This window comes from Neochlamydia sp. AcF84 (genome assembly GCF_011087585.1).
Classification (GTDB): Bacteria; Chlamydiota; Chlamydiia; order Chlamydiales; family Parachlamydiaceae; genus Neochlamydia.
In genome coordinates, this window is record NZ_VJOT01000003.1 from 22,138 (window position 1) to 37,189 (window position 15,052).

The 15,052-nt window shown below is 38.8% G+C and carries 9 protein-coding genes; 5 read left to right on the forward strand and 4 right to left on the reverse strand.

From position 1 onward, the window contains the following. Window positions 1-3: 3 nt before the first annotated feature. Together NEOC84_RS00145 and NEOC84_RS00150 are read right to left on the reverse strand one after the other, a co-directional pair. Window positions 4-435 (reverse strand): biopolymer transporter ExbD, encoded by a 432-nt coding sequence (locus NEOC84_RS00145; protein WP_166154141.1) that lies wholly within the window; start codon window positions 433-435, stop codon window positions 4-6. Continuing rightward, complete coding sequence (locus NEOC84_RS00150; protein ID WP_166154143.1) at window positions 432-1,181, reverse strand: MotA/TolQ/ExbB proton channel family protein; 750 nt, start codon at window positions 1,179-1,181, stop codon at window positions 432-434. The genes NEOC84_RS00145 and NEOC84_RS00150 overlap by 4 nt, the downstream gene beginning before the upstream one ends. A gap of 50 nt (window positions 1,182-1,231) precedes the next feature. Between NEOC84_RS00150 and NEOC84_RS00155 the strand changes: the two genes are divergently transcribed. Then, window positions 1,232-3,502: a protein-disulfide reductase DsbD domain-containing protein gene (locus tag NEOC84_RS00155; protein WP_166154145.1), complete on the forward strand. Its 2,271-nt coding sequence runs from the start codon at window positions 1,232-1,234 to the stop codon at window positions 3,500-3,502. 474 nt (window positions 3,503-3,976) lie between these two features. Beyond that, window positions 3,977-5,152, forward strand: coding sequence for a leucine-rich repeat domain-containing protein (locus NEOC84_RS00160; protein ID WP_166154147.1), 1,176 nt, complete (start codon window positions 3,977-3,979; stop codon window positions 5,150-5,152). Window positions 5,153-5,699: 547 nt separating this feature from the next. Here the strand turns inward: NEOC84_RS00160 and NEOC84_RS00165 are convergent. After that, a complete protein-coding gene (locus tag NEOC84_RS00165; protein ID WP_166154149.1) occupies window positions 5,700-8,348 on the reverse strand; it encodes a hypothetical protein in 2,649 nt (882 codons plus the stop codon). 274 nt (window positions 8,349-8,622) lie between these two features. Here NEOC84_RS00165 and NEOC84_RS00170 point away from each other — a divergent pair, with 274 nt between their 5' ends. The 3 genes from NEOC84_RS00170 to NEOC84_RS00180 are packed head-to-tail and all read left to right on the forward strand — an operon-like array spanning window position 8,623 to window position 14,191. After that, window positions 8,623-9,816, forward strand: a complete 1,194-nt coding sequence (locus tag NEOC84_RS00170; protein ID WP_166154151.1) for a TolC family protein — start codon at window positions 8,623-8,625, stop codon at window positions 9,814-9,816. 24 nt (window positions 9,817-9,840) lie between these two features. Further along, entirely contained in the window at window positions 9,841-10,977 is a 1,137-nt protein-coding gene (locus NEOC84_RS00175; RefSeq protein ID WP_166154153.1) for an efflux RND transporter periplasmic adaptor subunit, read from the forward strand. Continuing rightward, on the forward strand, window positions 10,970-14,191 hold the full coding sequence (locus tag NEOC84_RS00180) for a CusA/CzcA family heavy metal efflux RND transporter (protein ID WP_166154155.1): 3,222 nt from the start codon (window positions 10,970-10,972) through the stop codon (window positions 14,189-14,191). The genes NEOC84_RS00175 and NEOC84_RS00180 overlap by 8 nt, the downstream gene beginning before the upstream one ends. A gap of 175 nt (window positions 14,192-14,366) precedes the next feature. Here the strand turns inward: NEOC84_RS00180 and NEOC84_RS00185 are convergent, their stop codons facing one another. After that, a complete protein-coding gene (locus NEOC84_RS00185; protein ID WP_166154157.1) occupies window positions 14,367-14,522 on the reverse strand; it encodes a hypothetical protein in 156 nt (51 codons plus the stop codon). Between the last annotated feature and the right edge of the window lie 530 nt (window positions 14,523-15,052).

A 15,052-nucleotide genomic window follows, 5' to 3' on the forward strand; every position in this document is an offset into this window, starting at 1 on the left:
AGACTAGGCAGGTTTAAGAATCACATCTAATTGAGTAAATCCTGCTTTTTCAGCTGTATTCTTAACGGCTTGATAGGTTCCGAAGTGGGCCGTGCGGTCATGATATAGCTGAGGCTGGGCATCAGGATAACGCTTTTTGGCCTCTTTTAACAAGGTAAATAATTGTTCTATAGTCACCATTTGTTTATTAAACCAAATAGTATTATCTTTGCGTACATGAATAGAGATAGGGCTGCTAGCTTGAACAAAGTTTGGGCTGCTTTCGCTCAGGCCAGAAGATGCTTGAGCAAGTTCAACATTATCAAGCTCCAGCAGAGGTGCTATCAATATAAATATAATTAAAATGACAAAGACCACATCGATTAGAGGAGTTAGATTAACAATAGGCTCTTCGATATTTTTATGGATAGAATTCTTAATGAATCGCCTGCTCATGAGAAGTCCACTTTTCTATATTGCATCTCTACACAACCCAAAATTTCGCTTGCAAAGCTTTCCATTTCAATCTCAAAGTCGCGAATAGCATGCTTTAAATAATTGTAACCAATCAAAGCAGGGATGGCGTCTATGAGTCCTAAAACTGTTGTTGCCAAGGCAAGAGAGAGCCCACCTAGTACCATTTGGGGTGTATTGCCTGCTGCTTGTACCTGAAAGTCGGAAAAGCTTGTCAATATGCCCCATACAGTGCCGAGTAATCCTAAAAAAGGGGCTAGACTTACCACCGTAGATAGAATAAAAAGATTTTTTTCTAAATTTTTAATTTGATGAGCAACCTGGGTAGCTAAGGAGCCTTGTAGAAAATCGATATCTGTAAGAGAAAGAAAAACTGCATCTTGCTCAGTTTCCTTATTTTTAGGTATAAAAAATTTATTTTTATTAAGGACTTCCAGAGTCTGTTTTTTAAGAAGAGAGTAAAGATCCATGTAAGGGTTGCTATAATATACTCTAGTGGCAGCTTCGCAATCTAAATTCAAAGGATTTTGCTTTTGCAGTTGAAAGATATCATAGAAACGGGCTGCCTGTTTCCTTGCCTGGTAGGTATGCCAGATCTTATGGAGTAAAATGATCCAGGTCATTATAGAAAGGAAAATGAGGCCAATAAAGATCAATTTGCCTAAAAAATCAGAATGCACATAGGCTTCATAGAAGGGATTAGTAGCTACAAAAATGTTTACATTCATTCATAAATCCTTTAAAATATAGCCTTTAATTAAAAAAGAAGGGGTTTACATTGGCAGCCAAGTTTCAACATATGGCCTATGGGTTACTCGGCTTTTTGATCATTTTCATCCCTCTCTTATACAGTGAAAATCCTTCTCAAGTCAATCAACTTCATTCATTTCCATCTAATCTGGGCTTGATCGAGCCCCCAGCGAATGACTCTTCTTTACCTATTAAAGCTTATGTGCATTCCGAAACGATAAATTTCAGGGCCGCCGAGCCCTTTTGGATAAAAGTCAGCCTTACCATAGCCCCCTCTTGGAATATTTACTGGAAAAATCCGGGAGATACAGGCATGCCTGTTTCCATTATTTGGGAGCTGCCACCTGGGTTTAAAGCAGATGAGCTGCAGTGGCCTTATCCGCAACGTTTTGAATCCCCCTCATTCATTGGTTTTGGTTATGAAAATGAGGTGCACTTTTTGTGTCGAATTTTCCCTCCTGAGCACCTAAGCCATTCTGAGATTTATAAGTTTAAAGCGACTATTAAATACTTAGCTTGTTCAGACTCTGCCTGTTTGCCAGGAGAAACTAACGTGCAGATGAACCTTACCCCTACTTCTTTTTCCCCAGTCATCGATAAGTCTTTAACTGCTGTTTTCGAACAAGCGCGCCGTTTGTTGCCCAAAACTAATGGGAATTTTACGGCCAAGCGTGTCAATGATTTGATAGAGCTCACCCTGCCATCTCCTTTAAAGCATGGAGAGAAAATTATAAATATTTATTTCTTTCCCGAAGAAGGACAAAGCATAGACTACCATTTAGAGCCTTCTGTATCCTTGCAAAAGCCTTCTTTTTCTTCTTACTCCCTTGTGTTTAAAGAGAAAGATTCATCGTTGCCTACAACTTTCCTTAAAGGTGTTTTAGTCTTGGCTATTCAGCAGGCCGAAAAAATTGTGACGGAAGCTATCGAGGTAGCCGTACCTATCCAAGACTTCAATAAAAAAAATTCTGCGTGGGCTTTTAAGGAGACTTTTCCTCGCCCCTTAGATATTACGTTGCCCTCCACACCTAGCGATTATGAGGGGGGATTGGGCATGGCTTTGATATTAGCTTTTTTGGGTGGAATGCTTTTAAATTTAATGCCTTGTGTTTTACCGGTAATCTCTTTTAAAATTTTAAGCTTCGTTAAAATGTCCGGACAAAGCCGCCAGTTGACCTTGCAGCATGGTTTGATGTTTAGTGCAGGCGTTCTAGTTTCCTTTTGGATATTGTCTGCAGCTCTTTTGATTTTAAAGGCTTATGGCCATGCTGTAGGCTGGGGATTTCAGCTGCAGGAACCTGCTTTTGTCGCTTTGTTGTCAGCGGTCCTATTCATTTTTGGTTTAAGCTTATTTGGTGTGTTTGAAATGGGAACTAAAGTGGGCTCTTTTGCGGGGCAGTTGCAGCATCAAGGGATAAAAAAGGGAAGGGGCGCTTCCTTTTTAAGCGGGGTACTAGCCACGCTCATAGCTACCCCTTGCACGGGCCCCTTTTTAGGTACAGCAGTGGGTTTTGCCATGACTTTACCTTTCTACCTGTCTTTTTTGATTTTCACTTCCTTAGGAATGGGAATGGCGTCTCCTTATCTTATCCTATCTGCTTACCCCTCTTTTCTGCGTTTTTTACCTAAGCCGGGAAAATGGATGGAGACCTTTAAACAATGCATGGGTTTTATCATGCTTGCTTCCGTGTTATGGTTAACGTGGGTCTTTGCAGCTCAAACAAATGCATTAGCTCTTATCCTGCTCTTAGGGGCCTTTTTTATGGTAAGTATAGCTTGTTGGATTTACGGGCGCTGGGCGACCCCTCTTCATTCCAAATTAAGCTACAGGATTGCTGTAACCCTCGCCCTTTTATGGCTGCTGGCTGCTCTATACGCTTTACTTTATGCTTCTAAGGTTGCCTCCCACTCTACCTCTTCTTCTCCTGCTATAGTTGAGCAAGAGGCTATATGGGAAGAGTTTTCTCCCCACCGGCTTGCAGAGTTAACCTCCCAAGGTATTCCTGTTTTTGTTGATTTTACAGCTAAGTGGTGTTTAATATGCCAAGCTAATCATATGATATTGGGAGGGGCGGACGTTCATAATCAATTTAGCGAGCAGGGCGTAGTACGAATGAAAGCGGACTGGACAAAAAAAGATGCCGCCATCACGGAAGAGCTGCAAAAATTCGGACGCCATAGTGTACCCTTGTATGTGCTTTATCAGCAGGGGCAAGAGCCTTTTATTTTTCCTCAGTTATTGACTCCTAGCTTAGTCATCAACAAACTAAAAGCCATAAATAAATTTTCTGGAAACTAAAATATCAGGTGATTGATTTTTTAAATCCTCTATTCGTTAAAAGTTCTTGTTACTCTCCAAAATGGCTGGATAGCTGATTATCTAGCTTCTTCTTGGCTAAAAATTTTAAAATTCAGTAAATTTTTCTTTCTTTTTATTTGGGTTGATCGGCATTCGGTTGCCTGCAACATACCTTTAGCTAACAAACAGAGCCTTATTATCTCTTTTTAATTGCCCTAATGGCTCTTGAGTTGTTTTATTAGAAGGCCTATACTAGGATATAAAAGAGAAGAAGGTGAGGAAAGAGCAGGACCATTTTTTCTCTCTAGATAGATGTAGTTGTAACAATTGCTAATGAGAATATTTACCTAAATTGGGGAGCTTTTCTTGCCCGTCCTGTTTCTAAAATTTGTTTGCTTTTTTGCTTCTATATAGATATGTTTAATCTCATAAAAAGCACAAAAATAGATATGCAATTTAATAATAGGACCCTCTATGAGCCCAATTTCTATGACTCTCGAACTTCTCCCTGATGAAATACAAGTCCACATTTTAAAGGATTGCGCTAGCCCTTCCTTATTTGGCGTTTGTACAAGATGGCAACACCTGCTAGCTAATGAAGTTATACCCTCTCTTTATAAGCAAATAGGTAAAATGCACTTTCCTCAACGAAAAGCTACCGAGCAGGCTAACCTTTTAGATAAACTTTACAAGCTCCCAGCTGGGCTTTCTATACAAGCAAAGGTAAATGAAATTTTTAGGCAAACCTTCGCTCTAGCTAAATCTCTTGCTCCAGCGGAATTTAGAGGCCAAATCGAAGAAAGAAAATATTTTACCCTGGCTAATTATACTTTACTTCTTTTAAACATTAATCGTCTTTTAATAGAGTCTAGATTGCCCGGCTATAAAAAATATTTAAACCGACCAGACATCAAAAATCTGCCCTTAAAAAAGAAAGAAAAGCTTTTAGCAGGTTGGATTAAAAGGTATGGCAAAAATATTAAGAAATTTGAGCTAACAGGAAGCGAATTGACTTCTTTGCCTTCCGAGATAGGCCGATTGTCTAAGCTACATCAGCTTAAATTAAACGATAATCGCTTATTTACCCTTACGGCAAAAATAGGAGAGCTTTTTAATCTAAAAGAGCTTTGCTTGAACGGCAACCATCTCACCTCACTTCCTGCAAAGATAGGCCAGCTCTCTGAGCTCCAAGAACTTTTCTTAGGCGGTAACAAGCTAATTACCCTTCCTGCAGCCATCGGGCAACTTTCTAAGCTGCGAGGGTTGTATTTAAACGATAATCAACTTACCATTCTTCCCGCGGAAATAGGAAACCTCTCTCAGCTGCAAGAGCTTTTCTTAGGCGGCAACAAACTAACTACTCTTCCCTCAACAATCGGGCAACTTTCTAAGCTGCAAGAGCTGTACTTAAACGATAACCAGCTTACCATGCTTCCTGAGGAAATAGGAAACCTCTCTCAGCTAAAAGAGCTTTTCTTAGGTTGCAACAAACTGGCTATCCTTCCTCCTACGATAGGACTTCTTTCGCAGCTGCGGCTACTTTGCCTAAGCAACAACCAGCTAGCTGTTTTGCCTGCAAGTTTAAAGCAGTTGCCCGCAGGAATAGATCTTAACCTGGATGGAAACCTGCTGGAGAGCATTCCCTCTTGAATTGAAGCAGTGTTTTAGCCTCCCTATTTAAGTAATAATCTTATAAGGCGTTTTAAATCATTTTACCTGTGATTATAAAAAACGTAAGCGGTCACGCGAATTATCAATTGATTCGCGATAAATAAAACAATTTTTAGAGTTTGTGTTTACTTAATCATATGTTGAATAGTATGCAATCATTATACGGGCAGCTAGTTACAGAATAAAAGCCATGATTACCTACTGGTAAATCCTCCCTACTAAAGGAGGAAAAGCTGTTTTAGCAATTTCTTCTCTTTTTGCCTCTTTCTAAGCATTCTGCTTAAGGTTTTTAATTTCTTGTACATTGCCTAGAGGGTGTGTGTGTTATTTTTCCTCAAAAACAGGTAGAAGTAATAGACTCCTTAGCTACTCCTTATGCAATCGCTTAGCCTAGCAAAGTCTCTCTTTAACTAAAAACGCAGTTTTTAGAGCTTGAGTGTGCAGACTTAGCTTTTCTTAAGCACTATAAATGCACCTCTTCATATGAGGCTGGCAACTTTATAAGGAGAGTGGCTAGCGATAAACTTTAAAGGCGAGCATCATTGACCAGCTCTTTAATAAATCCTATAATTATTTGGTTTTCTTCGGGATTTAATCCTGGATTTATTCTTATAGTACTAGAGCCTTCTTCTGCATTAACGGCGATAATGATGCAATTAGGGTGATAAAATCCAAAGCTAGCTCGAGAATGTACCTTTATCCCTTTCTTTAGGCATTTTTTATAGAAAAGCCCCATAATAGCCCTACTTTTTATGGCATGACCTTTCCCTATAAGTTTTATATCGATAAAGGAACATTCCATCTCTGGATCTGCGGTGCTAATGCGTATCTTCTGGCTACTTTTCTTGCCTAAGGGCTGAAGAAGCCGGGGAACATGATCAAGGATTTCCCTAGTATTCTTAAAAATAGCCGCTCGATAACTATCCATTTGCTCAGTAGTATACTTATAAGCAAGAGAGAACCATTGAAGACTTAGTTTATCGGTTTTATGGGCAATGTCTTCAGTTAAGGAATCAAAGGCATCCCAGGGAGCTTTTCCATTATTAACCATGTAAAATGGGGACCCATAGTAGTTATCCATTCCAAACATATCAAATTTCTGTCCACTACGGAAAAAGACAAAGTTTAACTTACCCTCTTTTATTTCCTCCTGGAAGGTGGTAAGCAAATCGCGGGCTTTAGGAGAATTGATATAATCGATTGTGCAATCGACCGCTACCGTAAGTTGCTTATTTTCGTTTTTTTGCGCTAGTATTTGTCGGATATCTGCTTTGATATCCCTTACCGCATAGTGGGTATGTTTGGCATCAATTTCAATATTAGGATTAAATTGACAAGCGTATAGATCAATTTGCTTTAAGCTTGTATCTTGTAAAGCGTTCTCAATACGCTGGTCGTTGCCTATAAAGCTTGCTTGCTCATAATAAAAGCCTGTACTAAATACTCGGGTAGGGTGAGGGTTCAGTTTTGATAAGGCCGCATTGATTCCAGCGAATACGTTGACTGCCGTCTTACCTAAGCCTGCTTTTATCAAGGGACGCAGTTCTTCTGGAATGTTTGCTAACTGCTTTGGCAAAATAGTAGGGAATGCCTTTTCTTCAAAAGGAGCTGTAAGCGTTAAAAGGTTAGCAATTTCGCAATGAATCAGCTCAATTTCCTGTGCATACTTCCTATAATCGTTCATAAAAAGTTCTGCTGTGGCCAGATGTTCTTTTATTTTAAACAAGGAGGTTTGAATGATTTCACGTTTTATTGGATGTTTTTGCAACTCTTTCCATTGCTTGCCCCTGATTTCATTAAGTAGACCCCTTAAAAGATGTAAGGTAGATTCGCCTAAAATAGCTAGATGAGGAGAGTGGGCATGCATTTTTGGAGAAGAAATTTTTTCTAAGAATCTTTCAAAGAGTGCTAGCTTGGTGAAATCAAGCCTATCAGGAAAATAAACATCTTTGTTAGGAAAACCTTTAGCATCAGGACCTTTAATAGGGTATTTAATATCCGGTCTAATATTAAAGCCATTAAGAATATGTGCACGCATGTTAATAGCGCCGATATACAAGCCGGTTTGCTCAATAAAATCTAAAAAGGCAGGGTGCTTTTGAAGAATTTTTTTACCTTGTAAGCTAGAAAAGAGAGGTAAAACTTTGATGCCTGCAATTTCGTCAAGCTTTAACCTGCAAATGCAGGTGCTATTTTTTTTCAACAATTTTTTAAATTTACCTGTAGAAATTTTACTAAATTCAGGATGCTGCTTTCTAAATTCTTCAATTGACCTATCAAATGAGCGATTAAGGCTTGTACGTAGTAAATTCAATTGCTTTTCAAAAGCTTTTTCCTTTTCTCTTTCTCCATTAGTTTTGGCTAAGTCTTCCAAAGAAGGAGTTAAATCCACTAGTAAGCTAACATTCATCGTTTGGGAAAAAGCTTTGCGTGGTTCCTTGGCAAACTTTGAAAAATGTGCATGTAGGGCTTGAGTAATTGTGTTTTCCCATTTAGCTTCGGGCATTGCATTATCAATCACATAGAAGTTTAAAGGAAAAAATTGAGTAACCTCGGTAGTATCGGTAAGAATGAGAGGGCTCTTACGAGTAAATGCTAAATTTTTATTAATTTCAGCTCCTAATTCTGTATTTTGTCGAAATCCCATGCGATGGTAATGATAATTCGTATAGGGTCCCACCTGGAATAATATTCCAATTTTTCTTTGCAATAATTTCATCATGTTAAGATAAATAGGGGCAGATTTTTCCAAATAATTGGTCGCCATGAACTCAATTTGTTTCTTTAACTGGGGATCCTGTGTTTTTTTATAGGAATCCTTCAGCAGCGCTAGGTTAAGACTCCAATCTGTTTGTGAATTCTCTATGGTTGCTACGCTTTCTAAAAGTCCATGATAGGATCGTCGCCTTATATGCAGAAGGCGGTGAGCTAGGTCAGATATTAACTGTAAGAGTTTAGTAAGACCTTCTTTTAGGATTGATACAAAAACTTCCCCTCCAAGGGTAATATTTCTTTTTAATACTTTAATGAAAGATGAAATACGCATTTTAAAAGATGCTAGGGCGCACTCATGGGTTTTAGATGAGCAAGAAGAAGAAATACTACTATAAATTTTAGGGGCTACGGCTTCTTGAGCCATTAAAGGATTTTTAGAATGATAGTTAGGAATATTCATTTCTATGTTATTATCCATAATTAAGTTATTTATTTTTCTAACAATTAGATATTTTATATTAATTGTAGTAAATAATAAAAGAATTATTTCTGTCAGTTTTATTTAAAACAAAAAAATTAGTCTTATTTTTTACTTGAAGGTTTTCTTCAAAAATCCTATAGCAGGTAATCACGTCAGCGGAAAATATTAACACATACTCTTGTAAATCCCTATGAGATTGTCTAAGTTCCCAAAATTAAGTTTAGCGCTTTACTTTTACCTCTGGCCTTGGCTAATGGAAGCAAGATTACTAACTTTAGATGAGGCTACCCAGCGAGCTTTAATTTATTCTCCTGCCGTAGCCATCGTTGAGACCGCATGGAAAGTTAGGCAATCGGAGGAATATCAGGCAAGCTTTCTACCAAATCCCTTAGCTTCCGTAGAAATTGATAAAGCTAATTTAATTGGGAAAGAGAAAAAAAGAGCGAGAGATCGAGGATTTTCTTGCAATTTATCGCAATCCATTGAATTAGGGGGTAAAAGACATCTTCGAAAACAGACTGCTGGACTCCAAACCTCATTAGCCTTCAAAGAAATAGAAGTTACAAGGTTAGAGGTAAGTTGCCAGGTAAAGAAAGCTTTTATTGAAGTGGCTGCTGCGCAAGAGTATTTGCGCTTTGCTCAAGAACTCCAACTAAGTGCCCAAGAGGTTTTTTTTTCCACTTCGGCAAAAGTTGAAGGAGGAAAAATATCTTCCTTAAAAGGAAAGAAAGCTAAGTTATCGGTATTAACCGCTCATCTAGCTTTAGAAAAAGCTCGCAATAATTTTGAAAATTCTAAAAAAAAGCTCGCTCTGATTTGGGGAGATAGCCGTCCAGACTTTACTTCTGTTGATTATAATCTTTTAGAAATTACTTTAGTCGAGGATCTTGCTGCCTTCATTGCTGAGCAAAATGATAATATTGCAACGAAGCAATGGGATCTACAGATAGCAAATGCTGACCTCCTGATTGCGAGTGAAAAAGCGCAACGTATTCCTAACCTTGTAGTTACCGCAGGATATGTCAGCTCTGCTGAGGACGGAGAAGGACTATTGCTTGGATTTTCCATGGCTATTCCGATATGGGATAGAAATCAGGGCAACATTTCTAAAGCCAAGCATTTATTAAAGCAGCTTTATAACAAAAGAAATAAAGACAACTTGCAAGCGCGCCTGCAATTAGAAGCTGAGTATGCACAACTTCTCACTGCTTACCAAGAGGGCCTATTATATAATAATGATGTTTTGCCTATAGCTTTAGCGACTTTTGAAGGTGCCAAACAGGAATACTTGCAAGGAAAAAATGATTACCTTGAACTTCTAGAGGCCCAGCGTACTCTTCTTGATGTGCATGACAAGTATATGCATGCTTTAGTGGATTATCATCAAAGAAAAATAGAGCTCTATCGATTGGTAAGGGTGGGCTATGCAGATACGCAGGGGCGCTAAAAGGTCTGACTTAAGGAGACGTAAATGAAGAAAAAAATTTTTTTATATATAGGATTAGCTTTTCAACACTATTTGGCAGCAAGCCAGGAATTTAAACCTGAATCTTCCAACTTTATCTTTTTAAGTAATGAACAGATTATAGAAGCACAAATCGAGACATTAAAAGCTTCTCCTAGCATATTGCAAAAAACCTTTGGGGCGCCAGCTCAGATTGTCATCAATGAGCAACAGCAAGCCATCATTGTAGCTAGAGTTTCGGGGGTAGTGAGCGATATTAGCAAAAATGTTGGAGATTATGTAAGCAAAGGAGAAACATTAGCTGTATTACAAAGCCGGCCAATGGCGGCTTTTAAAGCTGCTTATCTTACCTTGCTGAAGCGTTCTTCCTTAGCGCAACAAGCTTTTGAGGCTGAAGCTATTCTTAAAGAAAAGAAAGTAACATCTGAACAAGCCTATCTTCAAGCACTTTTAATCGCTGAAGAGGCTAGCATTAAACAAGAGCTGGCAGAGCAGCAACTCTATCTCTTAGGAATGAGCAAAAAAGATGTAAAACAACTGACCCAAGAAGAGAACTATGACTTATTCAGCTATCAGATTAAGTCTTCCTTAAATGGCGTGATAACTAGCAAAATTATCAATATAGGTTCATTGCTAAATGCAGATCAAGAAGCTTTTAAAATTGCTGATCTAGACACTGTATGGGTACAGATAGGAGTATATGCGCAAGATCTTCCTTACCTTAAGCTAGGGGATAAAGTACAGGTGGCTCTTCTAAATGAAGAAAAATTTTCTGATGTAGCAGAAATTATCTATCTTAGCCCTATCCTTGATAAACAGACCCGTAGTGGAACAGCTATAGCTTTGCTAGCTAATCCATCTAGAAAATGGTATCCAGGCTCTTATGTTCGAGTAGAAGTTATAGCCGAAGAGGTGGAAGTGCCTATAGCTGTGCTTAAAGAAGCTGTTCAAGTTATTGAAGGAAAAACTTTTCTTTTTATCGCCCATTCCCAAGGATTTGAAAAATGCGAAGTAGAGATAGGAAGAGCTGATCACACTCATGTAGAAATTCTTTCAGGAATAAAGCAGGGCACTCCCTATGCAGCTACGCATGCTTTTATTTTAAAAGCAGAAGATGGAAAGAAGGCTATTAAAAATGATTGAAAAAATCCTAAATTTTTCTATTACTTATCGTTATCTCATCCTCGCAGCTACTGCTTGCGCCATGCTTTTGGGTATATCTGCTTTAAAAAATCTTCCTATGGATGCTGTACCCGATATTACTAACAATCAGGTGCAAATTAATACCCTGGCTATAGGGCTGACACCTATGGAGGTAGAAAAAAGAGTGACTTTTCCTATAGAAGCTGCCCTAAGCGGTATCCCAGGACTTGAGAGTACACGCTCTCTTTCACGCAATGGATTTTCTCAGATAACAGCTATATTCAACGATCAGGTAAATATCTACTTTGCTAGGCAGCAAATCAATGAAAAGCTAATGGATGTTCGGAATATTTTACCAGCTGAGGCTGAATCTAAAATGGGACCTATCTCCACAGGTTTGAGTGAAATATTTATGTGGTCAGTGGATTACAGTCCTGAAATGAGACCATCTAAGCAGCAGGAGGCAGGCCTAGGGTGGCATGCAGATGGAAGTTATTTAACGCCTGAGGGGCAAGTACTTAAAACTGATGCGGAATTAGCTTCTTACTTGCGTACTGTTCAAGATTGGATAATCACCCCTCAAATTAAGGCTGTTAAAGGGATAGCGGGTGTTGATGCACAAGGCGGCTTCATTCGCCAATATCATGTGGAGCCAAGTCCTGAGAAAATGATGGCTTTTAATATCAGCTTACAAGATTTACTTACCGCTATTGAAGAAAACAACCTTAATGGAGGAGCCGGTTACATTGAACGCGGGGGAGAATCCTTGATTGTTAAAGCTGATGGAAGAATAGAAAATCAAGAAAATATTGGAAATATCGTGGTTGCCATGCGTGAAAACATGCCGATTTTCATTCATGATGTGGCAGAGATAAGCATAGGAAAAGAGCTACGTAGTGGCAGTGCTAGTAAAGATGGTAAAGAAGTAGTGATTGGCACAGCACTGATGCTAATTGGCGAAAATAGCCGTAGCGTAGCTGAAGCAGTAAAGGAAAAATTACAATGGATCAATACAACCTTACCTCTCGGGATTATTGCCCAGCCTGTATTAAATAGAAGTAAATTAATAGATACAACTATTCAGACTGTAGCTAGGAATTTGATAGAAGGTGCTCTTTTAGTTATTGTCATATTATTCGTTTTTCTAGGAAATTTTCGTGCAGCTTTGATCACTGCCTTAGTGATTCCTATTTCTATGTTGATAACCGCTATAGGAATGGTTCAAGCTAAAATTAGCGGTAATTTAATGAGCTTAGGCGCACTTGATTTTGGGCTGATTATCGATGGAGCTGTTATCATTGTGGAGAATTGTTTAAGGCGTTTAGGAGAAAAGCAAAAGGCGCAGGGAAAAAACTTGCAGATAGAAGAGCGTTTAGAAGAAGTGAGGCAAGCTAGCAAAGAAATGATACAACCCTCTGTTTACGGGCAAGCGATTATTATCGCAGTCTATCTTCCTATACTGACTTTATCCGGGGTAGAGGGAAAGATGTTTCATCCTATGGCTTTAACAGTGCTTTTTGCTTTGTTAAGCGCTTTTGCTTTATCTTTGACATTTATACCTGCTATGGTAGCTATTTGGATCACCAACACCATACGCGAAAGAGAAAATTTCTTTATTTCCAAAGCTAAAAAAGTTTATGAGTGCCTTCTTTGGAGGATCCTTAGTTTTCCTTACCTAGTTGCTACAGTTGCTATCTTTATGGTGGCAGCAGCCCTAATTTTGTTTAGCTTTCTTGGGCAAGAGTTTATTCCCACTTTAGATGAACAGGATTTAGCCATTCAGGTTTCAAGAATTCCTAGCACTTCCTTAACTCAAGCTACTTCCATGCAGCTACAAATAGAAAAAGCACTTAATAAATTTGATGAAGTGGCTTTTGTTTATTCAAAAACAGGTACAGCTGAAATGGCATCAGATCCGATGCCTCCCTATGCCTCAGATACTTTTGTTATCCTTAAACCTCGTTATGAATGGCCAGATGCTAAACGAACTAAAGAAAATCTTGTAAAAGCTATAGAGACTAGCCTAAAAAAGCTCCCTGGCAATATTTATGAATTTACACAACCTGTGGAAATGCGCTTTAATGAGCTAATAGCAGGGGTAAGAAGTGATTTAGCAGTGAAAGTCTATGGGGATGACTATAAGGTGTTAAAGAAAACTGCAGAGGCTATTGCTCAAGTCATGCAACAATTACCAGGAGCGGCCGATGTTACGGTAGATAAAACTGATGGGCTACCTACTTTAGAAATTAATATAAATAGAAATATTTTAAGCCGTTATCATCTGAATATAAAAGAGGTTGTAGAAATGGTGGGAGTGGCAATTGGGGGTGGAAAAGCAGGAACTCTTTTTGAAGGAGATCGGCGGTATGATATTATTGTTAGATTGCCTGAAAAGCTAAGAAATGACTTGCTAGCCTTATCAAGGCTGCCGATACGTTTGCCGCTTGCTACCCGTAAAGCGAATAAAAAAATTGATTTTCCTTATATTCCCTTAGGTGAAGTGGCTAATTTAGACGTAACGACAGGTTTAAACCAAATTAGAAGAGAAAATGGAAAAAGGGTAGTAATAATTCAGGCTAATATAAGGGGCGCTGATATGTCTACTTTTGTAAAGTTAGCCAAAAAGAAGATTGGTGAAGAAGTTAAAATCCCTGCTGGCTATTGGATAGCCTGGGGAGGACAATTTGAAAATTTAATAGCTGCTAAAGAGCGTTTATTGATAGTGGTACCAGCAGCCTTTCTTTTAATTTTTATCCTGCTTTATGTAGCCTTCCATTCGATTCGGCAAGCCTTTTTAGTTTTTAGTGCTATTCCCCTAGCTTTTACTGGCGGCATCGTAGCTTTATGGTGGCAAGGCATACTTTTTTCCATTTCAGCAGCGATCGGATTTATTGCCCTTTCGGGTATTGCCATATTAAACAGTTTAGTTCTTATAAATTGCATCAATCAACGGATCTTAAAGGAAGCTTCAGCTAAGGAAGCAATCGTGAAGGGCTCCATAGCACGCTTTCGTCCAGTTGTCGTGACAGCTCTAGTAGCAGCATTAGGATTTTTGCCTATGGCATTAGCACAAGGGGCAGGAGCTGAAGTGCAGAAACCTTTGGCCACTGTGGTCATTGGGGGTCTTATTAGCTCCACTTTGTTAACCTTAGTCGTATTACCAGCTTTATATATTCTTACTATCTCTTTAAAAGAATTTAAAACTTTTAAATAAAAATAACGGATTAATTTTTCTAAATTGATTTAAAAATCCAGTTTCTTCAGCAAGACGCTGGTATTTTAAGGGAGCTTTTCAATCCAAAATAAATAGCTAAGAATGTTGAATGGTAACTATTCAGACGGCCTTGTTGCGTAAATGAACTAATAGCTGTCTGTTTAAGGCGCAGCCTTTATCTAGAAGCTAGCACCCACTGCCCTTGGGGCATTCCAAGTACTGTCATCTTATTCATCGCCAAAAATTTAGCATATAATTCCGCTCGCTGATAGGGCAGTTTTCTAGAGCGAAAATCTCCTCCAAATCTTCGCCCTCCGCTTTGCGTTGCCATGCTGGCGCACTTTCTACTCTCCTTCGCCATAGACCTTTACCCCTGAAGTCAAAGGCTATGTCTGTTGGACGCTTTAAGGCTTAAATTTTTAAGCTCTTGTCCAAGCTCTTTAGCGCGTCTACAGATGCGGGTATAGCAAAGAACAGGCAACCTTGGAAGCTAGCAAAGTAATCAAAGACAAAAGAAATCCTTAGAATAGGTTAGGAAGGATAGATGATAAACAGCTCTAATCATCAACATGCGTAGGATAGCGTCAGCAGAGTAAATTCTTGGGGGTCCTTTCTTACCCGTGCTTTTATTTTCTCTCCATCCTTTAATGGTTTCATCCGAAAACCATAAAGTTATGCTTCCTCTTTGTTCTAAAGCTTTGTTATACTCGGACCCATTACGTATGCGGTAGTTAAGCTTTTTTCATAGCTTGCCTGTAGTTTTGCTTTAGCAAATTAAATTTTATAGCTCTTAGCTGTTAAAGAGCAATCTTATTGCCTACTCTTCTTAGCATTTACGCAACAACGCAAGCCTATCTACAT

Excerpts from the sequence above, each read along its gene's own strand:
- NEOC84_RS00160 (WP_166154147.1), top strand. The coding sequence starts at position 3,977 with ATGAGCCCAATTTCTATGACTCTCGAACTTCTCCCTGATGAAATACAA.
- NEOC84_RS00175 (WP_166154153.1), top strand. The coding sequence starts at position 9,841 with ATGAAGAAAAAAATTTTTTTATATATAGGATTAGCTTTTCAACACTAT.
- NEOC84_RS00165 (WP_166154149.1), bottom strand. The coding sequence starts at position 8,348 with ATGAATATTCCTAACTATCATTCTAAAAATCCTTTAATGGCTCAAGAA.
- NEOC84_RS00185 (WP_166154157.1), bottom strand. The coding sequence starts at position 14,522 with ATGGCAACGCAAAGCGGAGGGCGAAGATTTGGAGGAGATTTTCGCTCT.
- NEOC84_RS00150 (WP_166154143.1), bottom strand. The coding sequence starts at position 1,181 with ATGAATGTAAACATTTTTGTAGCTACTAATCCCTTCTATGAAGCCTAT.
- NEOC84_RS00145 (WP_166154141.1), bottom strand. The coding sequence starts at position 435 with ATGAGCAGGCGATTCATTAAGAATTCTATCCATAAAAATATCGAAGAG.
- NEOC84_RS00170 (WP_166154151.1), top strand. The coding sequence starts at position 8,623 with ATGGAAGCAAGATTACTAACTTTAGATGAGGCTACCCAGCGAGCTTTA.
- NEOC84_RS00180 (WP_166154155.1), top strand. The coding sequence starts at position 10,970 with ATGATTGAAAAAATCCTAAATTTTTCTATTACTTATCGTTATCTCATC.